The following is a 26,988-nucleotide window of genomic DNA, read 5'->3' as shown; positions in this document are numbered from 1 at the left end:
ATGCGCTGCGACAAGCTTTGCCTTGGTGGGGGCGGTTTGCTCTGCTAGGACCGGACGGCCGGGCACCCGGCTCACGAAACCGACTGCAGGACTGGATTTTCATCATGGCGCACGACTGGCCCCGGCACGACATGAGCTTTCTGGCTGGTCAGCGCCTGCGGCGCACGCGCCAGACGGCATGGAGCCGCGCCATGGTGCGCGAAACCGAACTGCTTCCGCGTGATCTGATCTGGCCGCTCTTCGTGATCGAGGGACAGAACGAGCGGACGCCGATCCGGACCATGCCGGGGGTGGAGCGGTTGTCTATCGACCTGATGATCGGCGCTGCGCGCGAGGCGCGCGATGCCGGTATCCCGGCGCTGGCCATTTTTCCCAATACGCCGGACCACCTGCGCAGCGAAGACGGCGCCGAGGCCTACAACGCCAACAACCTGATGTGCCGGACGCTGGCGGCAATCAAGGACGCGGTGCCCGAGATCGGGCTGATCGCCGATGTGGCGCTGGACGAATATTCGGCCAATGGGCAGGACGGGCTGGTGCGCGACGGCGAAATCCTCAATGACGAAACGGTGGAGGCCATGGTCAAGTCGGCGCTGGTGCAGGCGGCGGCGGGCGCCGACATCATCGCGCCGTCGGACATGATGGATGGGCGCGTGGCCGCGATCCGCCGGGCGCTGGATGCCGAGGGGCACGAGCAGGTTCAGATCATGTCCTATGCGGCCAAATATGCGTCGTGCTTCTACGGCCCCTTCCGCGAGGCGGTCGGCTCGGGCAGCCGGCTCAAGGGCGACAAGCGCACCTATCAGATGGACTTTGCCAATTCCGACGAGGCCCTGCGCGAGATCGAACAGGATATTGCCGAGGGCGCGGACAGTGTGATGATCAAGCCTGGCATGCCCTATCTCGATGTCATCCGGCGCGCGAAAGACGCATTCAACGTGCCGCTCTATGCCTATCAGGTGAGCGGCGAATACGCGATGATCGAGATGGCGGGCGCCGCCGGAGCGATCAATCGCGACGCGGCGGTGCTGGAAAGCCTCTGGGCCTTCAAGCGCGCCGGCGTGAACGGGGTGCTGACCTATTACGCGCTGGAAATGGCGCGCAAGCTGACGGCTTAGCCAGCCCTTTCCGTGGTTCCGTCTTCGGCGGCCAGCTGGGCCGGGCGTTTGCCTTTTCGCGGGCGGATGGCGCTGAGCGCGCCGGCGCAGGCAACGAGCCCCATGCCTCCGAGCGCGATCGGCTCGGGCGCATGGTTGAAGACCAGCCAGCCGAGAATGCCGGCCCAGACCAGGTGCAGATAGGTCATAGGAGCCACCAGCGCCGCGGGGGCATAGCGGTAGGACTGGGTGAAGAGATAGTGGCCGAGCCAGGCGGAAATGCCGAGCCCGGCGAAGAGGACGAGTTGCAGCCCGGTTGGCGCGGCGCCATGGAGCGTCCAGGGCAGGAAAATGCCGAAACCGATGGCGCCGGCCAAAGCCGAATAGAACAGCATGGCCATGGTGCGCTCGGTGTGAGCCAGCACGCGGGACAGCAGATTGTAGGCCAGCGCCAGCCCGACATTGCCCAGCGCGAACAGGACGCCCAGCGGATCAAGGCCGCCGCCCGGACGCGCGATGAGCAGGACGCCGGTAAAACCCAGCAGGGCCGCGACCCAGGAAATCGGAGTTACCTTTTCCTTGAGCAGGGGGCCGGACAGCAGCACGACAAGCACGGGGCAGAGATAGATGATGGCGGTGGTCTCGGCCACCGGCATGCGCTGCAGGGCAAGGCTCATGAGGAACGAGCCCAGCGCCAGACTTATGCCCCGCACGATCACGAGGCCCGTCCGCTGGGTGTGGACCAGTTCGCGCCCCTTCAGGGGCGCCAGAATGGCCAGCATCAGCAGGCAATGGGTGATGTAGCGGATCGCCGTCACCATGGGCACGTTGTATTCGGTGATCAGCAGCTTGTTGGTGGTGTCGTTATAGGCGAACAGCAGCGTTGCGCCGACGATGAGCACAAGGCCGCGCAATGGCTGATGGGTGAGCGCCGGGGGCGGCACGGTGGGGGCTGGCATGTCGTGGTGTCCGGCGAGCGAAAATCCGAACCCGGATTGCGACTCGATTGAGCGGGAGATGCGCCAGACTAGAGCACTTGTCGTTCTGAATAAATCAGAACGAGCGCTCCAAGATTTTGATTGGTCGCGTTTTCGAACCAGAAAAGTGGTGTCCACTTTTCTTGAAAACGCTCTGGTTGCCCCGCCGGGGATTGGACAGCGCAAAGGCGCTATTGGAAAACGTGCTGACCGGTTCAAGGTCACATTTGCGTGCCCTACCCTCTTGCAAGCCGGGCATGTCGTGACAATCTGTGGTCCATGACACAGCAATATGCCAATCGCCCGAACCTGCCCGACCCCAATACGGCCCCCGAACTGTTCGAGGGTTTGCTGACGCGCCGGGTGATGGCCTATCTCATCGACCTGGTGATTATCGGCGCCCTGACGCTGGTTCTCGGCCTTGTCGGTGTCGTGCTCGGCTTTCTCACCTTCGGTCTGGCCTGGCTGACCCTGGCGCTGGTTCTGCCGGCGGCGGTTGTCATCTATTACGCGGCAACATTGGGTTCGCCGCGGCGCGCCACGGTCGGGATGCAGGCGATGGATATTGTGCTGACGCCGGCGCGCGGCCAGCCGCTTGATGGCTGGATGGCGATTTTCCATGCCCTGCTATTCTGGGTGACCTTCTGGATTTCCTGGCCGGTCGCCATCCTCTTCGCGCTGTTCACCCCGCGCCGGCAGATGATCCATGACCTCATCATGGGCACGCTGATGGTGCGGCGCTCGCCGATGATGCGTCACTGGCAGCGCGTGCATGGCGCCGGGCAGTTCAGCGCCTGACTCATTGCGGCCGGGAGCGGGTAGCGCTACACTGGGCTTTCCGGCTCCAACAGGTCTTCGATGACGGACCAGTCTCCCGAAACCACCCAACTCTTCCTGACCGCTGCCATGCCCTGCCCCTATCTGCCGGGCCGCATGGAGCGGAAGCTCTTCACGCACCTGTCGGGGCGGCGGGCTTCGACGCTGCATCACCTGCTGAGCGACAACGGGTTTCGCCGCAGCCAGAACCTGATCTATCGCCCCGCCTGCGAGGGCTGCTGCGCCTGCCAGTCGGTCCGCATCGTGGCGGGCGGCTTTGCAACCAACAAAAGGTTCCGCCGGGTCTTGCGGGCAAATGCCGATATTGCCGTGTCGGTGCAGCCGACCGTCGCGACAAGCGAGCAATACGCGCTGTTCAAGCGCTATCTCAGCGCCCGCCACGATGGGGGCGGCATGACGCAGATGACCTACCAGGACTATGAGTACATGGTCGAGGACACGCCGGTGCAATCCGTGCTGGTCGAATACCGCCTGCGCGACCTGCCCGATCAGCCGCTGCTGGCCGTTGCCCTGACCGATGTGATGCCCGACGGGCTGTCCATGGTCTATTCGTTCTATGATCCGGACCACGCCCATCGAAGCCTGGGCACCTATCTGATCCTGGACCATATCAGCCAGGTCCGGTCGGCCAATCTGTCCTATGTCTATCTCGGCTATTGGGTGAAGGACTCGCCCAAAATGGCCTATAAGGGCGACTATCGGCCCCTGCAGGTTCAGCGCGGCTCGCTCGGCTGGACGGACATGGTTGACTAGGCTGGCTGGTGGACCTTTGCCCCTCATTCCGGCCCTCTCGCCGGAGGGGCGGGGGGCGATTGAGCCGAGCAACAGCGCTTCAGAGACCTCATGGTGAGCTTGTCGAACCACGAAGTCGGGCGTGGGGATGCCATTCGTGCCACGACCTCGTGGTTCGACAAGCTCACCATGAGGTCTGTTTCTGGGTCCGATGCGCGGGCGGTAGTTGTCCAACGGATGTTGTCGCCATCCCGTGTGGATCTGCGTCAGACTTCGATATCGAAAACGATCAGGCCGTCGCGGCCGCCTTCGAGCGCGGCGACAAGCCTGCCGCCGGCGGCCTGGTGGTCGGGATGGACCAGATAGGCGTCGCGGGCTGCGGCGTCGGCGAAGTCCATGGTGAACGCTTCGGCAAAGCCCTGATCCTTGCCTTCGGGCGACAGATTGGGCCCAGCGCTCATGCCGAGGAAGCCCGGCACGACTTCACGCAGAGATTCAAGATCTTGATAGATGACTTGACGTTGCTCGGCCGTGACGTCCGGCCGGAAGCGGACAAGGACGATGTGGCGGATCATTTTCGTGAGTCCTTTGAATCGGTTGGGAGGGGATGCTGAGGGGGTGAGTCCGGTCTGGGGTGGCAAATCCGGGTCGGTTGGGTCGTCGATGTGAGGGCCTGCGTCGTGCCAACAGAGGTTCCCGCTTTCGCGGGAATGACCCGGTGGGTGGGTAGGTGGGTGTGGCGCGTTGACTGACAGACACGTCCATATGGGCGCGCGCCCATTTGGGAAGTTCAACTGGAAAGTGGCCCGGCCCTGCGCGCGTAGCGCTTCGGGCGTTCGGGCCTAAAATTGCTCCACCGGAGCAATTTTGCGGGTGCGCCGGCCCTCACCCCACAAACTTGTTGTTTCTGGGGAAGCCGGTTGGGGGTTGGCGGCCGGCGGAGGCGCGGTCGCCGAGCCAGTCGGTCAGTTCTTCCGCTGGCTTGGTATAGGTGCGTCCCGAGGAATCGGTCCAGGTCAGGCCATCGGCGGCATAGAAGGCCTTGATGTCGGAAATGCCGCCGTCCTTGTAGCGCTGCAGACGCACGCCCTTGCCCCGGCTCATGGCCGCGAGCTGGGCCATGGGGAAGACCAGAAGCTTGCGGTTCTGGCCAATGACGGCGACACGGTCGCCATCGCCCGGCGCAATCAGCCGCGCCTCGTCCGGCAGGGACACGTTGAGGATCTGCTTGCCCTTGCGGGTATTGGCGATCAGGTCATCTTCAGCCACGACAAAGCCATAGCCCGCCGACGAGGCGATGATGCGCTTCTGGCCGGGCCGATAGACGAAAAGATCGACGATATCCTGCCCTTCTTCGATATCGACCATGATGCGCACCGGCTCGCCCTGGCCGCGGCCGCCGGGCAGCTTGTCGGCGCCGATTGTATAGACCTTGCCGCCGGTGGTGAGCATCAACAGCTTATCGGTGGTCTCGCAATTGAGCGCCAGTTTCAGCCGGTCACCGGTCTTGAAACCCTTTTCGTCGATGGTGGCGTTGTGGCCCTTGGGCGCGCGAATCCAGCCCTTTTCGGACAGGATGACCGTGATCGGCTCGCGCTCGATAAAGGCTTCGGTGATCTCGGCAGCATCGGCGGCGGGCGCATTGCCCAGAATGGTGCGGCGGGCGCCGAGCGCATGGGGCGTGGTGCCATCGGCCTCGAACAGCGGATAGGCCTTCTTGAGGGTCTCGACCTGCTTGGCAATCTCGCCCCATTGGCGCTTGTCGGAAGCAAGCAGGGCTTCGAGCTTGCCCTGTTCTTCGGTCAGGTTCTTGTGCTCCTGACGCAGTTCGATCTCTTCAAGCTTGCGCAGGGAACGCAGGCGCATGTTGAGGATGGCTTCGGCCTGATTGTCGGTGAGACTGAAGGTAGCCATGAGGCTGGCCTTGGCATCATCCTCCTCGCGAATGATGCGGATGACCTCGTCGAGGTTCAGGTAGGCGACAATGTAGCCCTCGAGCACTTCGAGGCGATTGGCGATCTGCTGCAGGCGATGTTCGGAGCGGCGGACCAGCACCACCTTGCGGTGATCGAGCCAGGCTTTGAGAGCATCCGCGAGGCTCATGACGCGGGGGACCGTGCCATGGTCGAGGACGTTGAGATTCAGGCTGAACCGGACTTCGAGCTCGGTGAGCTTGAACAATTGCTCCATGAGGATGACGGCATCGACAGTGCCGGCGCGCGGCTCGAGCACCAGGCGGATGTCGTCGGCACTTTCGTCGCGAACGTCCTTGAGCAGCGGCAGCTTCTTGGCAAGAAGCAGTTCGGCGATCTTTTCGACCAGCCGCGATTTCTGCACGCTGTACGGGATCTGGGTGACGACGATCTGATAGACGCCCCTGCCCTTTTCCTCCTTTTCCCAGATGGCGCGGACGCGGAACGAGCCGCGACCGGTTTCGTAGGAATTGATGATGGAGGAGCGGCTTTCGACCAATTGGCCGCCAGTGGGGAAATCGGGGCCGCGCACTAGGTCGTCCATGCTGGGCGGCGCGGACGGATCGGGGTGGATCAGGTCGGCCGTTTCGACGCCGGGCGTGTAGATGATCTTGAGTGCGGCATTGCAGAGCTCGACGAGATTATGCGGCGGCACCGAGGTGGCCATGCCGACCGCGATGCCGGTGGAGCCATTGGCGAGCAGGTTGGGAAAGTTCGAGGGCAGGACGACCGGCTCTTCGTCTTCGCCGTCATAGGTCGGCTTGAAGTCGATGGCATCCTCGGTGATGCCTTCGAGCAGGCGCGTGGCCACGTCGGTCATGCGGCTTTCGGTGTAGCGCATGGCGGCCGGGCTATCGCCGTCGATATTGCCGAAATTGCCCTGACCATCGACCAGCGGATAGCGCAGGGCGAAATCCTGGGCGAGGCGGACCAGCGCATCATAGATGGACTGGTCGCCATGGGGGTGGAACTTACCGATGACGTCGCCGACGATGCGCGCGGATTTCTTGTAGCCCTGGTTCGGATCGAGCCGCAGCAGGCGCATGGCGTGCAGGATGCGGCGGTGAACGGGCTTCAACCCGTCACGGGCATCGGGAAGGGCGCGCTGGGTGATCGTGGACAGGGCATAGGACAGATACCGCTCTTCGAGCGCCTGCTTGAGATCGACGATGCGTTGATCGTCAGGCGGCGGAAGGGTATCGGCGTCAGACATGCTCGGCTCAATTCAGGGGAACGAATCAGGAGCAGAGTATAGCGGAAGGGGCGCGAACGGTGCGGAGACACGCGGTTTTGCACGGGTTTGGGGGCAGAACGAGTGGCAAACACCCCCTCCCGAGCGCCGCTAGGCTCGTTCCTCGCCAAGCTCTGCTTCCCCTCCCCTCAAGGGGGAGGGTAGCCGGTGGACGCGGGGCGTTCCCTATCCAAGTGTCAGCAGTTCGATCAGCTTGTCGCGGATGGTCGGGGGATCGATCCGGCGGGCTGACCAGACATGCTGGTCGAGGAAATATCCGGTGAGGCGGAAGGCGGCGGCGATTTCGGATGGCGAGCCATTGCCGCGGCCGACCAGGCAGGCCGGTAGCGGCAGCAGGCGGTCCTTGTAGGGTTCGGCGGCGGCCCGGGACACAGCGCGCCCCGATTTTGGCGACACGTGGGTGAGGTCCTGGGTAACGCCAGTAGCGGCGCAACTTTCGAGATCCAGCCCAAAACCCAGTTCGTCGAGCAGCGCCAGTTCGAAGCGGGCCAGCGCTGCGCCATCGGGGTCGTGATCGATGAGATCGAGCGCCATGGCCAGCAAACGGTCATGCGGATCGCGCTCGGCAAGCAGGCGCAGATGCTCGAACACGACCTGGGACAGGTAGAGCCGCTTGCGATCGGCAATCAGGCCGGCGGCGCGGGCTTGCAGCAGTTCGACGGAAAAGGTGCCCAGGTGATCCTCAAGGCGGGCGCGCCAGGTGAGCTGGATGGTATTGCCGGGTTGCAGGGTTGCCGAAAGCCTGCTCGAGCGACCGCCGCGGACCAGACCGAGATAGCGGCCGCGACCGGCCACCATGGCCTCGGCAATGAGGCTGGACTCGCCGTGGCGGCGGACACCGATCAGCAGGGCTTCACCGGTCCATTCCATCTAGCAGCCCGGGAGTGTGCGGAGGCATACCCCCCTCCGAGCGCCGCTAGGCGCTGCGCGCCAAGCTTTGCTTGCCTCCCCCACAAGGGGGGAGGTGGAGGCAGTGGCCGAGGCCAGATGCATCCGGGAACACCATGTCACCCTCCCCCTCGAGGGGAGGGTAGCGAAGCTGGCCCCGCAGGGCCTTAGCGCAGTTAGGGAGGGGGGCAAGCCAGTCGCGCTAGTTCTTCCCACCGGGAAACTCCAGCCCCATTTCCTGATAGCGCTCGGGGTCGTCGGCCCATTTCTGGCGGACTTTGACAAAGAGGAAGAGGTGGATGGGCACCTCGTACATCTCCATCAGTTCCTTGCGCGACTCCGCCCCGATGGCCTTGATGGTCTGTCCGCCGGCGCCCAGCACGATCTTCTTGTGGCTGTCGCGGGTGACATAGACGACCTGGTCGATCTTGTAGGAGCCGTCCTTCTGGATCTTGAAGCTCTCGGTCTCGACGGTGGAATTGTAGGGAATTTCATCGTGGACGCGCAGGAACAGCTTTTCGCGCGTAACCTCGGCGGCGGTGATGGCCATGGTGAGGTCGGTCAGGTGATCTTCCGGGAAATGCCAAGGGCCCGGCGGCACGTGCTTGATGCACCAGTCGATGAAATCCTTGACGCCATGGCCCTTGAGCGCGGAGAGCATGAAGGTGGCCTCGAAGCGCAGGCGCCCGTTGAGCGTTTGCGAGAGGCTCAGCAGGCTCTCGTGCTTGACGGTGTCGATCTTGTTGAGGATCAGCACCTTGGGCTGGCGGATGTTTTCGAGGCCTTCGAGAAGGGCTTCGATCTCGGGGGTGATGCCGCGATCGGCATCGAGGATGAAGGCGACGATGTCGGCATCCCCTGCCCCGCCCCAGGCGCTTTCGACCATGGCCCGGTCCAGCCGCCGCTTGGGCGCAAAAATGCCGGGCGTGTCGACAAAGACCAGTTGGGCCTGATCAAGGGTGAGGACGCCGCGCACCTGGCTGCGGGTCGTCTGCGCCTTGTGGGTGACGATGGACACCTTGGTGCCGACGAGGGCATTGAGCAGCGTCGACTTGCCGGCATTGGGCGCGCCGACCAGGGCGATGAAGCCGCAGGACGTCTGGCTGAGTTCGGCGGGATCGTTCATGGGCGTTCCTTCCAGACCTTCTGGCGCAGCAGGAAGGCCTCGGCGGCCTTGTGTTCGGCGATTTTCTTGGATGTCCCTACTGCCTCGATGCGTTCGAAGCCGGACAGATCGACCGCGATGGTGAATTCGGGGGCGTGGTCGGGGCCGGTGCGCTCGACCAGTTCATAGGCCGGCGGCTCAAGGCCGCGCGCCTGGGCCCATTCCTGCAGGGTGGTCTTGGCGTCGGCGCGGCTGGCCTGGCCATCGGCAAGGAATTCCTCGAACAGCGTTTCGACGAATTTCCGGGCCGGATCGAGACCGCCATCAAGATAGATCGCGCCGATCACCGCCTCAGTGACATCGCCGAGAATGGCGTCCTTGTCGGCGCCACCGGAGCGCGCCTCGCTGTCGCCCAGCACCATCTCGCTGCCCAGATCGAGCTGGCGGGCGATGACCGCGCAGGTCTCCTTGCGCACCAGCGTATTGAGCGTGCGGCTGAGGTCGCCCTCATTGGATTTGGGATAGCGCCGATAGACCATGTCGGCGACGACAAGGCCGAGCACCCGATCGCCTAGAAATTCAAGGCGCTGATAGGACTGCTCGACGCGCCGCGCCGGCGAGATGGCGCTGGAATGGGTCAGCGCCCGCTCCAGAAGATCGGGATCGGCAAAATTGTAGCCGAGGCGGAACTGGAGCTTTTCGCGGGTTTTGTCCCGGCGGCTCACGGCGCTGCCGTCGTGTCATATGGCTGATCGCCATAGACGGACTGGAACATGCGATCCCAGCGCACATTGGCCGGCCACTGCCATATCTGCCAGGGCGGCAGGTTGTCCGCGATGGAGAAGAAGCGCGCCTCGGCCTTGGCGATCAGGTTGACGGCCGGAACGTAGCCGACCTGGCTGAGCACGCGGCTGTCGGCGGAGCGGTCGCGGTTGTCACCCATCATGAAGTAGTGACCGGCAGGCACGACATATTCGGGCGTGTTGTCGAGCGGCAGGTTGTCGCCGATTTCCTGAATGACGTGCGTGGATCCCTCGGGGAAGGTTTCGCGATAGACGCTGACTTCGCGCGTATCACCATTGCTGTCGGTATCGAGCCGGGTGCCGAGCAGTTCACGCTCGACCATGGTGCCGTTGATGTAGAGGCGACCCTCGCGCACCTGAATGGTGTCGCCCGGCATGCCGACGACGCGCTTGATATATTCAAGGTTCTGCGGGACGGGACGGAATACGGCGACATCACCGCGCAGTGGCTCGCGCCCGAATATGCGGTTGGAGATCGGCAGTTCGAAATCGAGCAGCGCGAAATCGCCGTAGCGGCCGAGCGAGAAGGAATGCTTGCCGTAGCCCCAGACGAACTTGTTGGCGATGAAATAGTCGCCGATCATCAGGGTCTGTTGCATGGACGCCGTCGGAATGGAGAACGGCTGGAACAGGAAGAACCGCAGCACGATGGCGATCAACAGCGCCTCGATGATGACGATAAAGGTATCCCACCACTCGCTGGCGGCGGATTTTACCTTGGTCTTATCGGCAGGCTGGCTCATGGATGTCCCCGAAAATGCGGTGGGCAAGGGTTAGGCGTTTGCCGGCGCCGGGTCAACGGGTCGCGGTAGGCAGGGCCTCGATGATGACGAAGGCCTGTGCGAGCCCCGCATCATCGGTGATGGTCAGGTGGATATGGGGCTCGTGCCCGGCCGGTACAAGCCGGGCCAATGCCCGCGCGGCTCCATTGGTCAGATGCATGGTCGGCTTGCCAGACGGCAGATTGACCACGCCCATGTCGCGCCAATAGACGCCATGGCTGATGCCGGTGCCGAGGGCCTTGGACACGGCTTCCTTGGCAGCGAAGCGCTTGGCGTAGGATGCGGCTCGCTGGGCGCGCCGGTCGGACTTGCGACGCTCGATCTCGGTAAAGCAGCGATTGGTGAAGCGCTCGCCGTGGCGGTCCAGCGTTTCCTGGACGCGGTGAATCTGGATCAGGTCCGAGCCGAGGCCGACGATCATGAGGTTGGCTCCGTACTTGGCGAGGCCCCCCCCTCACCCGTCTCGGTCTGCGACCGATCCACCCTCTCCCCGAGAGGGAGAGGAATAGAGGCGGACGCGATGCCATTCTTCCCCCTCTCGGGGAGAAGGTGGCGCGAAGCGCCGGATGAGGGGGAAATCGTCATCTACTTCACGCCCTGAATGCCACGGCTGCCGGGTTTGACGGGTGGAATGGCGGCCAGTTCGGGGGGTAGTTGATCGGCGGGATAGGCGGGGACCTTGAATTCGATGAGGCTGATCAGCGGCACGCCCACGTCGGCCTCGCCGCCCGAGCGATCGATAAGGCAGGCGGCGGCAACGACATTGGCGCCGATACCACGCAGGGCGGCAACGCATTCGCGGATCGACAGGCCCGTCGAGACAATGTCCTCGACGACGACGACCTCATCATCGGCGGCGATCTCAAAGCCGCGACGCAGCTCGAACTGGCCTTCGACGCGCTCGGTGTAGAGCGCGGGCACGCCGAGGTGGCGCGCGGTCTCGTAACCGGGAATGATGCCACCAATGGCGGGAGAAACCACCTTGGTGACGCCCGGGACTTCGGCACGGACACGATCGGCCAGCGCCTTGCACAGCACTTCGGTTTCCGCAGCGTATTGGAACACCTTGGCCTTCTGCAGGAAAACCGGGGAGCGCAGGCCGGAGGACAGAATGAAGTGACCTTCCAGCATGGCGCCGCACCGGCGGAAGACATCCAATACTTCGTCCCTAGTCATCGCGCGAACTCCTGTCGATACTGCCATCCCATTCCAGCGTGGAGATCATCCCCGCCTCACGCAGTCCCGCCCGCTGGACGGCGGAAAGGCCGGGGCTGCGCTTGAGGGTTGCCAGAACATCGGTGAGTTGCGCAAGGTCGCGCACCTCGATTTCGAAGATCATCTGGTGGAAGTCGGGCGAAATCATCCGCATGACCAGATTGTTGATGTTGGCGTCGCAGGCGGCAATGGCCGAGGAAATCTGCGCCAGGGAACCGGGCCTGTTCACCGATTCCATGGAGATCACCGAGGGGTAAAGGCGCTCCTCGGAGCCAGTAAGGTTCCAGCGCACATCGACCCAGGCGACGTCGCTGTCGTAAAGCGCGTTGAGCGCATCGGAGTGGATCGGGAAGACCCGCAGAGGCTCATCAGGCTGCAGGATCCCCACAAGCCGATCGCCCGGAACGACGCCCTCATTGGACAATTGCACCGGGGTGTGGAAATCGAGCTGGTTGAGCGCTGCGGTCGCCTGGGGCCCGGCTTTCTGGCCGCCCGGCACGCGGAAGCGGAAATGCTCGACGGCGCGCAGAGCAAACCACCCGTCCGCCGTATCGGCGACCGGCAGGTCGAGTTTGCGGCGGCGCTTGCGGATGCCCTTGACCTGCTCCAGCGCCGTGGCCAGAGGTTCCGAGCCGACCTTGCCCTCGCCCACGGCGACCAGCAGGTCACGCTTGCTGGGCTGCGCCAGCGCCTCGGCCAGGGCCTTGCCCTCGGCCTCGTCGAGCATGACGCCTTCGCGTTCGAGCATCATGTTGAGCACGTGCTCACCCAGGGCAAAGGCGCGCTGAGCCGCAGCCTGACGCACGGCGCGGCGGATGGCGGCGCGGGCCTTGCCGGTGGCGGCAATGCCGATCCAGTTGGACGGCGGGCGATGATTCTGATCGCGCAGGATTTCGACTTCGTCGCCGGAGCGCAGCTGGGTCACCAGCGGCAGGATCAGGCCGTTGATCTTGGCGCCGACGCAGGTGTCACCGATGTCGGTGTGCAGCGCATAGGCGAAATCGATCGGGGTAGCGCCACGTGGCAGCGCGATCAGGCGGCCGCGCGGGGTGAAGCAGAACACCTGATCCTGAAACAGCTCAAGCTTGGTGTATTCGAGAAAGTCCTCGGAGGCGATGCCCGAGGTCAGGTGGCTGATGGTCTGCCGCAGGGAGCCATAGGCGTGCGACTCCATCTCGATGCGGCCGAGATTGGCCGAGGCGCCATCCTTGTAGAGGGCATGGGCGGCGATGCCGAATTCGGCAATGCGATCCATGTCCTCGGTGCGGATCTGCAGCTCGACGCGCTGCCGGCTGGGCCCGACAATGGTGGTGTGGATGGACTGGTAGTCGTTGTGCTTGGGGACCGAGATATAGTCCTTGAAGCGGCCCGGGACGACTTTCCACTGGGTATGGATGAGACCCACGGTGCGGTAGCACTCTTCGAGCGATCCAACCACGACGCGGAAGCCGATCATGTCGGACAGCTGTTCGAGGGCGATCGACTTGCGCTCGATCTTGGAGAAGATCGAATAGGGTGACTTCACCCGCGCCTTGACCCGCGCCGCGATGCCGGCTTCGCCGAGCAGGTCGGTCAATTCGGCGGTGATGGTATCGATGGTTTCGCGGTAGTCGGCCTGCATCTGCTCGAGACGCGCCGTGATGGCTTCATAGTGATCCGGCTGGAGGATGCGGAAGGACAGGTCCTCGAGCTCATTGCGCAAATCCTGCATACCCATGCGGCCGGCGAGCGGGGCATAGATATCCATGGTTTCCTGGGCAATGCGGCGCTGCTTTTCGGGCGGCACATATTGCAGGGTGCGCATGTTGTGGAGGCGGTCGGCCAACTTGACCAGGAGAACCCGCACATCCTGGCTGATGGCGAGCAGGAGCTTGCGCAGGTTTTCGGCCTGGGCTTCCTCGCGCGACATCAGATTGAGCCGCTCGATCTTGGTCAGGCCATCGACGATGGCGGCGATTTCCGAACCGAACAGCTGATCGATCTCAGCGCGGGTGGCGTCGGTGTCCTCGATGGTATCGTGCAGGAGCCCCACGGCGATGGACGCATCATCGAGCTTGAGCTCGGTGAGGATGGCCGCGACTTCCAGCGGGTGATTGAAATAGGGATCGCCGGAGGCGCGCTTTTGCGAGCCATGCTTCTGCATGGCGTACACATAGGCCTTATTCAACAACTGCTCGTCGGCGTTCGGGTTATAGGCCTGAACGCGCTCGACGAGTTCGTACTGACGCATCATTGGGGTAGCCGCTCGCTCTCGGGAATGAGCTTAGCGCTTTGATTGGAAATGAAAAGAGCGTCCGACGCATGCCGGACGCTCTTGATATAATCGGATCGGCTGGCGCCGCAAGGCTGGTGCGTGCCACTCGAGCATAGCTCTCGTGGCCTTCTCACCTAAAATCGTCCCACAGGGACGATTTTGCCTTCGGCACGGATCGAAGTCTCATGGCCTAGTCTGCTCAAATCTCTCCACTGGAGAGATTTGCAAGACGCAGACTAGTCATCCCGGCGTTCGGGCGGGGCGAGGCTTTCGATGCCGCGCAGCAGCTCTTCTTCGCTGATGGTGTCGAAATTGATCGAATCATCGTCGCCGGCGCTCTCGATCATCGGAGCGGCGCTGTTCTCGGGCTCGTCGACCTCGACATATTTCTGCAGCGAGTGGATCAGATCCTCGTGCAGGTCTTCGGGCGAAATGGTGCCATCACCGATTTCGCGCAGGGCAACGACTGGGTTCTTGTCGTTGTCGCGCGGCACGGTGATCTGCGCGCCGGACGAAATCATGCGCGCGCGATGAGCGGCCATCAGAACGAGGTCGAAACGATTGTCGACCTTCTCAATGCAGTCTTCAACGGTGACGCGTGCCACGAACGTCTCCAAAATTTTTCGGAAATGAAGGCTCGCAATACATCATGCAGCCAGCAAACACAAGGACGCCCTCCCCCGCCCAGCGTCCAACTTGTCGCAGCAGCGAAAATATGCGAATACCGAACTTAAGCGGCAAGGGCGGGCTGCGCCGCTATTTTTCAGGGTAGATGGAAGTATCCACCTGCCGCACAAGCCATTTTTCAGGAACACATTTCAGCATGGCTATTGATCCGAGAGAAAAGATCGCGCTTTTCATCGACGGCGCCAATCTATACGCCACCTCTAAAGCAATCGGCATAGACATAGACTATCGGAAGCTGTTGACCGAGTTCGGCAGCAAGGCCTATCTGCTGCGGGCAAACTATTATACGGCGCTGGTCGAGGATCAGGAATATTCCTCGATACGGCCGCTGATCGATTGGCTCGACTACAATGGCTATACGGTGGTGACCAAGCCGGCCAAGGAATTCACCGATGCCGCCGGGCGCCGGAAGGTCAAGGGCAACATGGACATCGAGCTCACGGTGGATGCCCTCGAGCTATCGCCCTATTTCGATCACCTGATCCTGTTTTCCGGGGACGGTGACTTCACTGCACTGGTTGCCGCGCTGCAGCGCAAGGGCAAACGGGTGACAGTCGTTTCGACGCTGACGACATCCACGCCGATGATTTCGGACGACCTGCGGCGGCAGGCGGATTACTTCCTGGATGTGGCCGAATTGGCGAAGACCGTCGGACGCCCGCAGGCGCAGAGGCCGGTCGAGGCTTAGGCTTTTTTGGTCTGATAGTGCCGGATCGAGGGTGCCGGATGGGGGCAGAGTCGTGCCTCTGCCGAGGGTCTGCACCCCTCACCCCGGCCCTCTCCCCAGAGGGGCGAGGGGGCGATGGAGCCGAGGAATTGGTGTGGCGGCTATATTGTGAGGGCTTAGGCACAGAATTCAGAGTGTGCCGGGGAGCACCCCCACCCGGCCTCCCCCTGAAGGAGGGGGAGGAGAAGAGGTGACGGCCGTGCGCGCCGGCTCGTTTAGCCGCGGCCGCCTTCTTTCATGATGCGGGCCTTGTCGCGGTTCCAGTCGCGATCGCGGCTGGTGGCGCGTTTGTCGAAGTTCTTCTTGCCCTTGCCGATGCCGATCAGCAGCTTGGCCTTGCCCTGGTCATTGAAATAGAGTTTTAGCGGCACGATGGTATTGCCGGCGCGCGCCACTTCCTGATCGAGCTTGGACAATTGCTTTTTGGACACCAGCAGCTTGCGCGGCCGCTTTTCCTCGTGGTTGAAGCGGTTCGCCTGGAGGTATTCGGGAATGTGGGCATTGATCAGCCAGAGTTCGCCCTTTTCCGGCGACGCATAGGACTCGGCGATCTGCGCCTTGCCGAGGCGAAGCGATTTCACCTCGGTGCCGGTGAGGACAATCCCGGCCTCGATGGTGTCGCCGATCTCATAGTCGAACCGCGCACGCCGGTTTTCAGCCACCTGGCCGTGGCTGATCCATCCGTTCTTGTTCTTGTCGTTCTTGCTGGCGGCCATGGGTCGGTTGCTTGAGTAAATGGGTAGCCCTTCGCGGTGTGCGAAGGGCTCGAACACTGACGCGCGGGGGCAATAAAGGTTGCCTTCCGACCCTAGATAAGGCCTGCGTGGCCCATTGCAAAGTCCATGGCGTCCTGGGTGGACTTGCTGACCGGCACCAGTGGCAGGCGCATTTCGTTGGCGCAGAGGTTCAGCCGGTTCGCCACATACTTGGCCGGTGACGGATTGGGCTCCATGAACAGGTCCCGATGCAGGTAAACCAGCTTGTCGTTGATTTCGCGCGCGCCGACGAAATCACCCGCCAGGGACAGTTCCTGCATTTGCGAGAACAGGCGCGGCGCGACATTGGCCGTGACGGAAATGCAGCCATGACCGCCATGGGCATTGAAGCCAAGGGCGGTGCTGTCATCGCCTGAAAGAAGCACAAAGTCCTTGCCCAGACGCACCCGCTGCATGCTGGCCCGCTCCATGCTGCCAGTCGCGTCCTTGACCCCTATGATGTTGGAATGGGCCTCGCGCAGGCGCACGATGGTGTCGACGGTGAGGTCGACCGTCGTCCGGCTCGGCACCGAGTAGAGAACGACCGGAATGCCGACGGCTCGCGCCACGGCGGAAAAATGCTGGAACAGGCCTTCCTGATTGGGCTTGTTGTAGTAAGGCACAACCGAAAGCACGGCATCGGCGCCGGCCTTTTCAGCATGCTGGGCCAGCGACACGGCCTCGGCAGTGGCATTGGACCCTGCCCCGGCAATGACCGGCACCCGACCATTGGCCACTTCGATGCAGATATCGACGATGCGGTGATGCTCTTCGTGGCTCACCGTGGGGCTTTCCCCGGTCGTGCCCACCGGCACCAGGCCATGCGTGCCTTCGCCAATCTGCCAATCGACAAAGCGCGCGAAGGCTTTCTCATCCACAGCCCCATCGCGCATGGGAGTGATGAGAGCCGTAATCGAACCACGCAGCATTTGTCGAAATTCCTCAATTGGATGGCCGGCTCATAGCCGGTTGGTACGTCCATGATCGATCCGCCACCACGCGGCGCGGACAGCGCGCACCATACTTTCATCGACGCCCAGCGACAAGGAAGCAAATCGGGCTTGTGGCGCAGTGCTGCGGCCCGATAAACAATCCCCATGAAGCTGATGCGCAAACGCCGCCAGGTCCCGGCCGACCACCCAGCCTTTGCCGGGCTGCCGGTGCAGATGATCACGCTGAGCGATGGCGCCACCCGTGCCGCTGTCCATGTGCGCGGCAAACTCGGCCGTGGACGGATGCCGGTTGTGTGCCTGGCCGGCTATCACCGCAATATGAGCGACTTCACGGATTTTGCGACTGCGTTCCAGAGGCTGAGCGGTGGTGACTGGCCGCTGGTGCTGATCGACCTGCCGGGTCGCGGCCGTGGCGACGACAGGCCGGCCGGCACCGCCTATGGCTCGCTCAGTGATGCCCGCGACACCGCCGACATTCTGGCGGCGCTCGGCACCGGACCGATCGTGCTGGTCGGCCAGGGCCATGGCGGACAGGTGGCCATGGCCCTGGCGGCCGCGCACCCCCTGCTCATTGGCGGGACAGTGCTGCTCGATGCGGGACCGGTCACGGATTCGCGGGGGCTGGTGCGATTGAGAAACAACCTGGCCCATGTGGAAAGCCTGCGGGGCAGCAAGGCCGTCACCGCCGGATTCAGACGCATCCTCGGCGCTGACTACCCGGGACATTCAGATGAAGCACTGGATGAGCTGGCGCATAGAAGCCACTGGTTTGACAAGCGTAACCGCCCGCGCCCGCTCTTCGATCGAAGATTGATCGAGGCTATCTCCGGCTTCCGCTTCGACGATGTGCTGGTTCCGCAATGGCGCCTGTTCGACGCGTTGAGTTGCGCGCCGCTCATGCTGATGCGGACCCAGTTGACCGATCAGGTGCGGCGCGAAACCTTTGACGAAATGGTGCGGCGCCGGCCGGATGCCACAGCCCTCACCCTGTCGGGCCAAGGATCTCCGGCGCTGTTTGACCAGCAGGATGAAATCGAGGCGGTTGCCGGATTTGTCTTCGCGGTAAACGCCGACAGAGCCGGAAAAGCCGCCTGACACCCCGCGTGTAGCAAGGGCAGGCAGCTCCCGTTATTCCGGCTGATCGGGTATCGAAATAACAATGCGCCTGTTGCTGCGCTTGCCTTCGCTGGTGGCATTGTCGGCCACCGGCTGCGACTCGCCGTAACCTATGGCGTAGAGGCGCGCGGCGTCGACGCCCCGCTCGATCAGCGCCTGGACGACCGATTCAGCACGCGACACCGAGAGCACCAGATTGGCCGTCGCTTCGCCGTCGCTGTCGGTATGGCCCTCCACATAGACCGGCGCCTCAGGGCAAAGGGAGAGTGTGGCAGCGAAGCTATCGAGTTCGCTCCGGGCGCTATCGGCGATGATGGCGGCACCAGACTGGAACAGAATGGCATTGTGCGAGGTGAGTTCGGCAAGCTCGGCGCGGCATTGTTCAATCGCCGCCGGGTTTTCGGCGGCGGGCGCCGTGGCAGTCTCGACAACCGGGGTGGAGGCCGCAGCGGGCTCGACTTCGGCCGTTGGCGTCACCGCTTCGGCGATCTCCGGCTCGGATTCTTCGACCATGGATTGCGCAACCGCAACCGGTTCGACCGCGATCTGCCAATTGGCTGCCTGATCGCCAAGAACCAAAGCGGCGTCACTTTCGAACGTGTCTTCGGCGGCCTGGCCGGTGACCCGCCATCCCTGCCCGTCAAAATCAATCTGGGCCGAACCCAACAGGTCCAGCATGTCTAAAGCGATCAAGACGTCCCGCGAGAATCCTTCGGGAGCCCCATCGGCCACCTGCATTGTGTTGACTACCGGGCCCTGCCCGGCCAGGCGAACGTCCAGGAACCGGCCCAGAGTTTCGGCCGGGATGAAGCCGGAAACAGTCACCGCACCGTCAGCGGATCGAGCAAGTGACCATGTATATGGCCCGGAACCTGTTGCCGCACTCTCGGCCGTGGCCGGAGCCTGATCATTTTCGGCAGAGGACGGCTCCGGCGCGGCTGGAACGACCGGGGCAAGGTCAAGGGTCCAGCCGGCCTGCGCCAATTGCTGAATGGCAAACTCGGTTTCGATGGCGGCTTTGCCGGCCTCGGAGGTCGGCTGGCCCGAAACCGACCAGGACTGACCGTCAAATCGAACCATGCCGGAGGCCAGGTGGGGGAGAAACTGCACCGCCTGTTCGGCGGAGGCGACAAAATTGGGCGCTTCGCCCGAGGCATATCCCACATTGGACACGGCGTTACCGCCTGCAAGCGCCAGCAACTGGTTCTCAATCTGGGGAGTAGGCAAGATACCGCGCAGCCGGGCTTCGCCAGTTTCAGTCTTTTCGATGCCAAACCTGTAGGGACTGACTGCGGGCGCTTTCACATCCAATGTGGCCAGTTCGAGCTCGACCGGCGCCCCCGTTTCAAGATCGGCGGTCAATGCCGCGTAGTCGGCAGATGTCCGGGCCGTTCCCTCGAGTGACATTGCGCCGCCGCGGAGAGAAAAGCGCCCTTCGGACACTCGGGCGAGCAGAGTGACGCCAAAATCGACGGCTGCCCGGTAATTGGCGGGCGCACCCCGGCCGAGCTTGAGGTAGGACGCGTCGGCGCCGGCGATCTTGGCCAAGGCCTGGCGCGTCTGTTCGTCGGGAACATAGCCATCGAAGACCAGAACGCCACTATCCTGGCGGCTGACGGTCACCCAGTAGTCGGCGATCTGCGGGGACGCGAGCGATATCACCGAGCCGGATGTGGACGGAGTCGACGACTGCGCCAGCAACAGGGGCAAATCGCGCGCAAACTGGTCGTTTGAAGGGGACCCGATCTGTCCTCCACCGGCGAATTGACCGGGCGCGACGTCCACCGACGCCGCGGGAGCCGCCATGGCCAAGACGCTCATGGAACAACCCAAGACAATTGCCAAGCCTGGCACTGCCTGCACAAGCAGGTTCTTTTTCATCCCGAATCCGTTGGAAAGCCGCCGTTGCCTGCAAGGTAGATGATTTGCCCGGCGCAACAAACAAAAATGCCCTCGCCCCGGCAGCTGGACAAAAGAAAAGGCCCGGCAAAGCCGGGCCTTTCCCAATTCAGGAGTAATCCAAGGATTACTTGAATTCCTTGGCAGCCTTGAAGGTGACCTTGTAGGCACCGTTCTGGTGGACTTCGCCAGCGAGCGAGGAGGTGAAGTCACCACCCGGAGCCCAAGCCAGCTCGGCCTTGCCGTAGAAGTCGGAAGTGGCAGCAGTGATGTTGCCATAGACGCCAACTTCACCGGTGAGCTTCACAGTCTCGGTGACCGCAGCAACGATCTGAGCGGCGATCTGGTAGGCGTCGTCGCCACCGTTGTTGGAGTCGTAGTACTTGCCGCCGAGGTTCAGGCTGACGGTGTCGGTAACCTTGGCGCCGATGGAGCCGCCGATGCCGAAGTCGGTGTTGTGGATGTTGCCACCCAGAGCTTCACCCGACAGGGCAATGGTGAACATGTCGAAGGTTGCCGAAGCGGACAGCAGAGCGTTCCAGTCGGTGTCAACACCGTCATGCTGAGCAGCAGCAGCACCGACGATCTTGAAGGTGTCGAGGGTGGCGGTGAAGCCAGCATGGACGGACCAAGCTTCCACGACGCCGTCGAGGATGCCACCGGCAAGACCGGTCACGTGAGCGGACAGGCCGTCACCAGCATATTCGAGAACGCCAACCAGCGTACCAGCATAGGCCGGCAGCGAGTCGTTCAGGTTTTCGAGGCCGATCTTGGCGGTAACGCCGTTGCCGAGGCTCGAAACGACCTGGATCACGTGACCACCGGTGTCGAGGTTGCCGTCGATCATGTCCCAACGAACGCCCTTGTCGGCAGCGTCGGAACCGAAGGTGCCAAGCCAGTTCAGCGGCTCGTCGTCGCCGAAGTTGGCGATCGAACCCTTCTTGCCGGCCATGATGACAGTGGTGTCACCGATGGAGACGAAGGCTTCGTCGAAGGTCAGGGCAGCGCCATCGGGCGAGTCAACAACGGTTTCGTTGGTGACGCGGACGTCCTGGACTTCCTTGAGCTTCAGGGTCACGGAGGCCGGACCGAACTCGGAATCGGCAGTGCCGACGAACTTCAGCCAGGCTTCAACCTTCGAGCGCCAGTCGTTGTTCACGCCCGGTGCGATTTCATCGTTGTCCATGGTCGAACGCGGGCTGTGCAGCACGCCAGCGGTCGGCCAGGAACCACGGTAATCACCCCACTCGAACGAGTAGGAGACGCCGCCGGTGATCTGCAGGCAGTTGGTGTCGGACGAAATGGTCAGGCCGGAGAGGCCGAGAGCGTCGCAGACGTCCAGCGAGGTGAGGACGCCCAGGTCGGCAGCGTAGCCAGCAGTCGAGAGACCGGCAGCGGCAACAGAACCGAGGATAAGGCTCTTGAGTTTCATTAATTGACCTCCAAAGTCAGTCATTTTTTGGTGCCGGTTCCCCAGCGGTTTGTCGAAACGCGACCACACTATTCGTGGTGCAGTGTGTTGCCGTCGCGTTGCGACCGACAAACGATCCCATGCATGGATTCGCAAGACCCACTCTACGCATGCAGAAAGCCGACGCAATCGCGGCAAGCCCCTTTTCATGCCGCCACAATATGGTTGCGAAGCGGTTGTTGCAGATTCAGCACACAGTTCGAAACGGACTGTTAAGACGACTGAACAAGTGGTTAAAAAGCCCGCGTTTGCGCGGGTTGGCGCCTGGCCCCGGCACATCGTGGCGTCCGCGCGGGGTAAATCGATGATCCAGCACTCTCGCCCAATCGTGGGCGCCGAAGTGGTGAAAATGTGGAGACAATGATGGCGGGAACGCGTTTTGCACTGGTCACCGGCGGCACATCCGGCATCGGACTCGCCAGCGCCAAGGGCCTCAAACTTGCCGGATGGACGGTCATGATCTGCGGCCGGCGGGCGGAACTGGTTGAACAGGCCCGAAGCGAGCATGGGCTGGACGGCGCCGTGTGTGACGTCACCGACCCGGGTTCGGTTGCGGCGCTGTTTGATGAGATTCGGTCCAGCTACGGGCGCATCGACCTCGTGTTCAACAATGCGGGGCGCTTTGCCCCGGCCACGCCGTTCGGCGATCTGGCGGTCGAAACCTGGCGCGAGATGGTCGATACCAATCTCAACGGCGCCTTCTATGTCGCGCGCGAGGCTTTCCGGACGATGCGTGCGCAGGCTCCGCAAGGCGGGCGGATCATCAACAACGGTTCGATCTCGGCCTATGTGCCGCGGCCACAGGCGGCCTCCTATACCACGACCAAGCACGCCATCACCGGGCTCACCAAGTCGATCTCGCTCGACGGCCGGGCTTACAATATCGCCTGCGGCCAGATCGATATCGGCAATGCGGCGACGGACATGACGAGTTCGATGAACGCGGGGTCGCTCCAGGCCAATGGCACCATGATGCCGGAACCGACCTTTGACCTGAAGCATGTGGTCGACGCAGTCACCTACATGGCAAGCCTGCCGCTCGCGGCCAATGTGCAGTTCATGACCGTCATGGCCACGACGATGCCCTATATCGGGCGTGGGTAGGCATTTCGCGCGGTTGAGTTGGTGGCGCGAACACCCCCTCCGAGCTTCGCTAAGGCCCTGCGGGCCAAGCTGCGCTTGCCTCCCCCTTGAAGGGGGAGGTGAAGAGGGCCGGAGCCGGGGAATATTCGCCTGTCTCCCTTCACCCCGGCCCTCTCCCCGGAGGGGCGAGGGGGCGATGGAGGCGATGGCTTGGTTCGTCGTCAGAGAGTTTTGATCAGGCGGACCAGACCTGTTCGCCGCCGATCCAGGTGCTGTTCACGCTGCGGGATGGATCGAGAATCACGAAATCCGCGCGGGCCTGCGGGCGCAGGTGTCCGTGCGTTTCATCCACGCCCAATGCTCTGGCGGGATAGAGGCTGGCCATGCGCAGGGCCTCGTCGAGCGGCAGGCCAATGGTGTCGACCGTATAGTTGACGGCGTCGATCATATCGAGGTCGGCACCAGCCAATGTGCCATCATCAAGGCGCAGGGCGCCGTTGGACCTGGTGATGAGGCGGCCATTGAGAGTGAAGCTGGTGAGATCGGTGCCGGTCTGTGACATGGCGTCGGTGACGAGGAATATCCCGCCTTCACCGCGCTTGGCCCTGAGGGCGGCGCCGATCGCGGCCGGATGCACGTGGATACCATCGGCGATGAGGCCGGCAGTGACGCCGGGCGCGTCGAGCACGGCCCCGACCACGCCCGGTTCCCGATTGCCCATCTGGCTCATGGCGTTGAACAGATGCGTGGCCATGCTTGCCCCTGCATCGAAGGCGGCCCGCGCCGCGGCATAGCTCGCGTCAGAATGGCCGATGCTGACGACGATGCCGGCACCGGCCAATGTCCTGATCTGTTCCGGGGACACCGATTCCGGGGCGACTGTGCAGAGGAGATTGGGCAACGCGGCCGCGGCGGACACGAGGCGGGCAAGGTCCTCATCGTCCATCGGACGGATCAATGCCGGGTCGTGCGTGCCCTTGCGGGCCAGTGACAGGTGCGGCCCTTCAAGGTGCAGGCCAAGAAAACCAGGAACCGATTGACCAGCGGCAGCAACGCCGGCGGCCATGGCAGCGACGTTCACCGCGACCGTATCGGTGATCAGCGTCGGCAAGAGGGCGGTGGTGCCGAACTGGGCATGAGCCGAGCAGATGGTGCGGATGGAATCGAGATCGGGCGCGTTGTTGAACAGCACCCCACCGCCGCCGTTCACCTGCAGATCGACGAAGCCCGGCACGATCATGCCCTGCCCGAGATCGACCCTGGTTGCCCCGGCCGGAATGGCATCCGCTGGCACGATGCCGGAGACGAAGCCGAATTCGATCAATAGGGCGGCGCTGTCGTGCCAGACCTCGCCGTCAAAGATCCGGGGGCAGCATATGGCCTGTAGTTCGCTCATACCGTCTCGGTGACCTTTTTCAGCATGGGGGGCTCGTCCGGGTTCAGCCCGCGATGCCGGGCCAAGGCTTCAACGCAGCCGTAGAAGCTGACGATCAGCGCCAGGGGGTCGGTAATCGGATGACCGGTGGGCGCAAAGTCGAGGCGGGCAGCAGCGCCGGGCCTGTCGCTGGTCAGGAATGCCTTGGCCCCCTGCCCGGCGAGCTTATGCGCCATATCGGCCACCGAGGCCTCGGCAGCATCGCGGGCCGCAAGGCCGAGAACCGGATAGCCCTTGGTGACGATGGATACCGGACCATGCATGACTTCGGCGGCGCTATAGGACTCGCCCTGGATGCCGCAGGTCTCCTTGAACTTGAGCGCCGCTTCATTGGCGATGGCAAATCCGGGTCCACGGCCCAGAACATATAGAGAGTCGTGGCCATCGAGCGCGCAGATCAGTTCCGACCAGTCACAGGTCACTGCGCGCGCCAGGCTTTCGGGCAGGTTGTGTACGGCCGCGGTCAAGGCATCATCATCGGCCCAGCGCGCCAGAAGGGCGAGGCCGGCGACGATCGAGGTCACGAATGTCTTGGTCGCGGCAACGCTCTTTTCGACGCCGGCTTGCAGGTCGATGGTGAAATCGGAGGCCTGATCGAGGGGCGAGCCGGCCGTGTTGGTGATGGCGATGGTGACGGCGCCCGAGCGGCGCACGGACTGGGCCATCCCGACGATATCCGGGCTCTTTCCGGACTGCGACACGGCGATGGCAGCAGCGCGATCAAGCTTGAGATCGCGGCCATAGATCGAGGCGATGGACGGCCCGACCGAAGCAACCGGGAGGCCGAGCACCAGTTCGATGGCATATTTGAGATAGGTCGAGGCATGATCGGAAGAACCACGCGCGACCGTGGCCACGAGGCGCGGATCAACGTCTTGCAGGCGCTTCGCGGCGGCATCGAGGACCGTGGCCGAATTCGAGAGAAATCCCGCGACGACGTCTGGGATTTCATTGATTTCCCGGCGCATATGGGTCTGATCGGTCATTTCTTCTTGCTCGTATTATTGGCGTCGCCCAACCGCAGCTCAGCGACGAAGTCGTAGGTATCGCCCCGGTAGATGGAGCGGGTGAATTCGATGGCACGGCCCGTGGGCAGGTAGGAGATGCGCTCGATGTGCAGGCCGGCGGCGCCGGTGGGCACCTGCAAGAGATGCGCGTCGGCTTCGGTGATGTTGGCGGCCCGAATACGCTGGATGGCCCGCACCGGGCGATTGCCGAAGCGATCGAGGTATTTGTAGAGCGAGTCCCCCAGCTCCTGCGGCCGCGGCAGGACCGAGGCGGACAGGCTGGCACGCTCGATGGCCAGAGGCATGTCACCGGTCAGGCGGAGCCGGGCAATGCGCGCGACGTCTTCGCCAGCGCCCAGGGCCAGGATGACGGTTTCGTCCGGCGAGGGCGTATAGATGCCGCGATCGAGCCATTCCGCCCGCACGGCCATGCCGCGCCGGGCCATATCTTCGGTAAAGGACGTGAGCTGTGACAGGGACTGTTCGACGCGCTGAGTCTGCGGCGCCACGAAGGTTCCCGAGCCGTGGCGCTGGACCAGTACGCCATCCTGCACAAGCTCCTGCACGGCCTTGCGCACGGTGACGCGGGAAACATCAGCGCGCAGAGCCAAGTCACGCTCCGACGGCAATGCATCTCCGGGGTTGATTGTGCCGCGTTCTATGGCATCTTCAATCCAGCGTTTGAGTTGCAGATAGAGCGGACCGCCCGGCGGCAAAGTAACCGGCCCGTTACCGAACAAGACTTCGGACTGCTCTGACACCCTGCCTCCTTGGCACACCTGCCGCCGCAAACGGCACCGGCAACGCCTTTGACACCCGCATGCCGGGTGTAATACCAATAAAATACCATTCGCCCGTTCGCAAGTCTGCAGCACAGGCAGATGTGCATATCTGGCTGGATAGCTTTTACAAAATTGGCTACCGACCCGATCATTGCGCAGCAAATTCGGAAAAGTGGTATTTTTTTGGCATTATGGCCGGGAGGGGTGAGTGACGCAGCGGCAGACGGAAATGCACCATGCGGATGCCGATGGACTCGAGCTGCGCGGTGACGGAGACATCCTCACCCTGCTGGCCAAAAGCCAGGTGGATGCCGCGGCCAGCGTCGCCTGCGCCATAGACCAGATCGGCGCCGGGGCCGCCCTGATGGCGCGCTCGATGGAAAGCGATGGCCGGCTGATCTACGCGGCAGCCGGCAGCTCCGGGCTGATGGCCCTTGCCGACGCCCTGGAACTTCCGGGCACCTATGGTTTGTCGCGCGAGCGCATCCATATCGTGCTGGCCGGCGGGCCTGAATCCCTCGTTGACATGCGCGGTGGGCCAGAAGACGACGGAGCGGCCGCAGAACAGGCAGTGACGGCACTGGCGCCGACGGAACGGGATTGCCTGATCGCGGTCACTGCCAGCGGTCAGACGCGGTTCCCCATGGCCGCGGCGAAAACGGCGCGAGCGGCGGGCGCCAAAACCATCGGCATTGCGAACAATTCCGGGGCACCGCTGTTCGAGGCGGTCGATGTTTCCATCTGCCTGCCGACGCCGCCGGAAGTCATTGCCGGATCGACCCGCATGGGAGCCGCCACGGCACAAAAAATCGCGCTCAACATGCTCTCGACGCTGATGGCCATACACCTGGGGCACGTGCATGACGGCTATATGGTCAATCTCGTTGCCGACAACGAAAAGCTGCGTGAGCGGGCGCAGGGAATCGTCGCGAAAGTGACGGGTGTGGACGCGGCTCGGGCCGCCGCCGCACTCGACGCCTGCGGGGGCTCGGTAAAGGCCGCGATCCTGCTGTCGTCCGGCGCCAGGGATGCGCGCCACGCCACGCAACTTCTGGCCAGTCATGGCGGGAAAATCCGGGCCGCGCTCGCGACGCTGGGCAGCTAAATCCTGCTGCTCCAGGGCCGCCCAACCCGCAATCCATCCGTTACTGATCTTCG

Annotated in this window: 25 protein-coding genes; 7 read left to right on the top strand and 18 right to left on the bottom strand. The window is 63.2% G+C overall.

All coding sequences use genetic code 11. From position 1 onward, the window contains the following. The first annotated feature begins 104 nt into the window (after positions 1–104). Positions 105–1,118 carry a porphobilinogen synthase gene (gene hemB / locus KIT02_RS01555; protein WP_297581372.1) on the top strand — a complete coding sequence of 338 codons (1,014 nt, stop codon included), beginning with the start codon at positions 105–107 and terminating at the stop codon, positions 1,116–1,118. Here the strand turns inward: hemB and KIT02_RS01550 are convergent. Further along, on the bottom strand, positions 1,115–2,056 hold the full coding sequence (locus KIT02_RS01550) for a DMT family transporter (RefSeq protein ID WP_297581369.1): 942 nt from the start codon (positions 2,054–2,056) through the stop codon (positions 1,115–1,117). The genes hemB and KIT02_RS01550 overlap by 4 nt on opposite strands. 297 nt (positions 2,057–2,353) lie before the next feature. Between KIT02_RS01550 and KIT02_RS01545 the strand changes: the two genes are divergently transcribed. Together KIT02_RS01545 and KIT02_RS01540 are read left to right on the top strand one after the other, a co-directional pair. Then, positions 2,354–2,872, top strand: a complete 519-nt coding sequence (locus KIT02_RS01545; RefSeq protein ID WP_297581367.1) for an RDD family protein — start codon at positions 2,354–2,356, stop codon at positions 2,870–2,872. A 60-nt stretch (positions 2,873–2,932) separates the two neighbouring features. Continuing rightward, positions 2,933–3,664, top strand: a complete 732-nt coding sequence (locus KIT02_RS01540; RefSeq protein WP_297581365.1) for an arginyltransferase — start codon at positions 2,933–2,935, stop codon at positions 3,662–3,664. Between the two features lie 245 nt (positions 3,665–3,909). Here the strand turns inward: KIT02_RS01540 and KIT02_RS01535 are convergent, their stop codons facing one another. From KIT02_RS01535 to rpoZ, 10 genes are all read right to left on the bottom strand, one after another. Next, positions 3,910–4,218, bottom strand: a complete 309-nt coding sequence (locus KIT02_RS01535; RefSeq protein ID WP_297581363.1) for a Dabb family protein — start codon at positions 4,216–4,218, stop codon at positions 3,910–3,912. 310 nt (positions 4,219–4,528) lie between these two features. After that, on the bottom strand, positions 4,529–6,829 hold the full coding sequence (gene parC / locus KIT02_RS01530; protein WP_297581361.1) for a DNA topoisomerase IV subunit A: 2,301 nt from the start codon (positions 6,827–6,829) through the stop codon (positions 4,529–4,531). A 204-nt stretch (positions 6,830–7,033) separates the two neighbouring features. Further along, positions 7,034–7,738, bottom strand: coding sequence for a DNA repair protein RecO (gene recO / locus KIT02_RS01525; protein ID WP_297581359.1), 705 nt, complete (start codon positions 7,736–7,738; stop codon positions 7,034–7,036). Positions 7,739–7,958: 220 nt separating this feature from the next. Then, the gene (gene era, locus KIT02_RS01520) at positions 7,959–8,882 is read right to left on the bottom strand and encodes a GTPase Era (protein ID WP_297581357.1); all 924 of its coding nucleotides are present in this window, start codon (positions 8,880–8,882) and stop codon (positions 7,959–7,961) included. Next, positions 8,879–9,586 carry a ribonuclease III gene (gene rnc, locus KIT02_RS01515; RefSeq protein ID WP_297581354.1) on the bottom strand — a complete coding sequence of 236 codons (708 nt, stop codon included), beginning with the start codon at positions 9,584–9,586 and terminating at the stop codon, positions 8,879–8,881. Before rnc ends, era begins: the two co-directional genes overlap by 4 nt. Continuing rightward, entirely contained in the window at positions 9,583–10,407 is an 825-nt protein-coding gene (gene lepB / locus KIT02_RS01510; RefSeq protein ID WP_297581351.1) for a signal peptidase I, read from the bottom strand. Before lepB ends, rnc begins: the two co-directional genes overlap by 4 nt. Positions 10,408–10,459: 52 nt before the next feature. Then, positions 10,460–10,867: a holo-ACP synthase gene (acpS, locus tag KIT02_RS01505; RefSeq protein WP_297581348.1), complete on the bottom strand. Its 408-nt coding sequence runs from the start codon at positions 10,865–10,867 to the stop codon at positions 10,460–10,462. Between the two features lie 164 nt (positions 10,868–11,031). Then, positions 11,032–11,622 carry an orotate phosphoribosyltransferase gene (gene pyrE / locus KIT02_RS01500; protein WP_297581345.1) on the bottom strand — a complete coding sequence of 197 codons (591 nt, stop codon included), beginning with the start codon at positions 11,620–11,622 and terminating at the stop codon, positions 11,032–11,034. After that, positions 11,615–13,894, bottom strand: a complete 2,280-nt coding sequence (locus KIT02_RS01495; protein WP_297581342.1) for a bifunctional (p)ppGpp synthetase/guanosine-3',5'-bis(diphosphate) 3'-pyrophosphohydrolase — start codon at positions 13,892–13,894, stop codon at positions 11,615–11,617. The genes pyrE and KIT02_RS01495 overlap by 8 nt, the downstream gene beginning before the upstream one ends. A 257-nt stretch (positions 13,895–14,151) precedes the next feature. Next, entirely contained in the window at positions 14,152–14,520 is a 369-nt protein-coding gene (gene rpoZ / locus KIT02_RS01490) for a DNA-directed RNA polymerase subunit omega (RefSeq protein ID WP_297581340.1), read from the bottom strand. Between the two features lie 218 nt (positions 14,521–14,738). Between rpoZ and KIT02_RS01485 the strand changes: the two genes are divergently transcribed. Beyond that, positions 14,739–15,290, top strand: coding sequence for an NYN domain-containing protein (locus KIT02_RS01485; protein ID WP_297581338.1), 552 nt, complete (start codon positions 14,739–14,741; stop codon positions 15,288–15,290). Positions 15,291–15,544: 254 nt separating this feature from the next. Here KIT02_RS01485 and smpB read toward each other — a convergent pair whose 3' ends face one another. Together smpB and dapA are read right to left on the bottom strand one after the other, a co-directional pair. Beyond that, a complete protein-coding gene (gene smpB / locus KIT02_RS01480) occupies positions 15,545–16,045 on the bottom strand; it encodes an SsrA-binding protein SmpB (RefSeq protein ID WP_297581336.1) in 501 nt (166 codons plus the stop codon). Positions 16,046–16,137: 92 nt separating this feature from the next. Further along, positions 16,138–17,013 carry a 4-hydroxy-tetrahydrodipicolinate synthase gene (dapA, locus tag KIT02_RS01475; RefSeq protein WP_297581334.1) on the bottom strand — a complete coding sequence of 292 codons (876 nt, stop codon included), beginning with the start codon at positions 17,011–17,013 and terminating at the stop codon, positions 16,138–16,140. A 168-nt stretch (positions 17,014–17,181) separates the two neighbouring features. Here dapA and KIT02_RS01470 point away from each other — a divergent pair, with 168 nt between their 5' ends. Then, positions 17,182–18,132: an alpha/beta hydrolase gene (locus KIT02_RS01470; RefSeq protein ID WP_297581331.1), complete on the top strand. Its 951-nt coding sequence runs from the start codon at positions 17,182–17,184 to the stop codon at positions 18,130–18,132. A gap of 33 nt (positions 18,133–18,165) precedes the next feature. Here KIT02_RS01470 and KIT02_RS01465 read toward each other — a convergent pair whose 3' ends face one another. Then, positions 18,166–20,160 (bottom strand): OmpA family protein, encoded by a 1,995-nt coding sequence (locus tag KIT02_RS01465; protein WP_297581328.1) that lies wholly within the window; start codon positions 20,158–20,160, stop codon positions 18,166–18,168. A 19-nt stretch (positions 20,161–20,179) separates the two neighbouring features. Next, positions 20,180–21,484 carry a hypothetical protein gene (locus KIT02_RS01460; protein WP_297581326.1) on the bottom strand — a complete coding sequence of 435 codons (1,305 nt, stop codon included), beginning with the start codon at positions 21,482–21,484 and terminating at the stop codon, positions 20,180–20,182. Between the two features lie 399 nt (positions 21,485–21,883). On the opposite strand from KIT02_RS01460, the gene KIT02_RS01455 reads away from it, so the two are divergent. Further along, positions 21,884–22,627: an SDR family oxidoreductase gene (locus tag KIT02_RS01455; protein ID WP_297581318.1), complete on the top strand. Its 744-nt coding sequence runs from the start codon at positions 21,884–21,886 to the stop codon at positions 22,625–22,627. Between the two features lie 214 nt (positions 22,628–22,841). Here KIT02_RS01455 and nagA read toward each other — a convergent pair whose 3' ends face one another. Genes nagA through KIT02_RS01440 form a run of 3 tightly spaced genes read right to left on the bottom strand, consistent with a single transcriptional unit; the run spans position 22,842 to position 25,809 of the window. Next, entirely contained in the window at positions 22,842–24,002 is a 1,161-nt protein-coding gene (gene nagA, locus KIT02_RS01450) for an N-acetylglucosamine-6-phosphate deacetylase (RefSeq protein WP_297581316.1), read from the bottom strand. Further along, entirely contained in the window at positions 23,999–25,027 is a 1,029-nt protein-coding gene (locus KIT02_RS01445; RefSeq protein WP_297581313.1) for an SIS domain-containing protein, read from the bottom strand. The genes nagA and KIT02_RS01445 overlap by 4 nt, the downstream gene beginning before the upstream one ends. Continuing rightward, positions 25,024–25,809: a GntR family transcriptional regulator gene (locus KIT02_RS01440; protein WP_297581311.1), complete on the bottom strand. Its 786-nt coding sequence runs from the start codon at positions 25,807–25,809 to the stop codon at positions 25,024–25,026. Before KIT02_RS01440 ends, KIT02_RS01445 begins: the two co-directional genes overlap by 4 nt. A 229-nt stretch (positions 25,810–26,038) precedes the next feature. On the opposite strand from KIT02_RS01440, the gene KIT02_RS01435 reads away from it, so the two are divergent. Beyond that, positions 26,039–26,935: an N-acetylmuramic acid 6-phosphate etherase gene (locus KIT02_RS01435; RefSeq protein WP_297581309.1), complete on the top strand. Its 897-nt coding sequence runs from the start codon at positions 26,039–26,041 to the stop codon at positions 26,933–26,935. Positions 26,936–26,988 lie beyond the last annotated feature (53 nt).

The sequence above is a fragment of the Devosia sp. genome, from assembly GCF_025809055.1.
Lineage (GTDB): Bacteria > Pseudomonadota > Alphaproteobacteria > Rhizobiales > Devosiaceae > Devosia.
This window is presented reverse-complemented; position numbering and strand designations above follow the sequence as displayed.